At 47.1% G+C, this 456-nt stretch carries 1 protein-coding gene; it reads left to right on the plus strand.

Annotated features, from left to right (window positions below):
- Positions 1-456: MATE family efflux transporter (locus ACP45E_RS02630; protein WP_198927675.1), on the plus strand; the 456-nt coding region annotated here is incomplete at both ends.

The raw sequence follows: 456 nt of genomic DNA on the forward strand, positions 1-456 counted from the left end.
CGCTCTTCCGATCTTATCTTTTTCTTTAACTTGATCGTTATTGTGGGAACCAGTGGTGCGGTGAGTGTGCTAGCCTCACAATACTTTGGTGCCAACAACCTAGCGGGTGTCACAAGGACACTGGCACAAACATGGATGGTAGCATTGTTGGTCACGCTGCCTTTTGTGCTGATCTATACTTTTGCCCCTGCAACCGTAGTGTCTATTATCGCTTCGGATCCTGAGTATATTACTCTGGCGACAGATTATTTATGGGTGACTGGCTTTAGCTTGTTGCTCACTGCCCTTGTCGTGCCTATGGAAGCGGCGCTTCGATCGGTAGGCGAAGCAAAAATGCCGACCAATGTCAGTATTATCGCCATTTTTATTAATGCCTTTTTAAATGCATTACTGATTTTTGGTCTGTTTGGGCTTCCGGAACTGGGGGTGTTAGGTGCGGCTATCGGTACCACGGTT

Origin of the sequence: Vibrio genomosp. F10 str. 9ZD137 (assembly GCF_049974785.1) — a bacterium.
GTDB lineage: Bacteria > Pseudomonadota > Gammaproteobacteria > Enterobacterales > Vibrionaceae > Vibrio.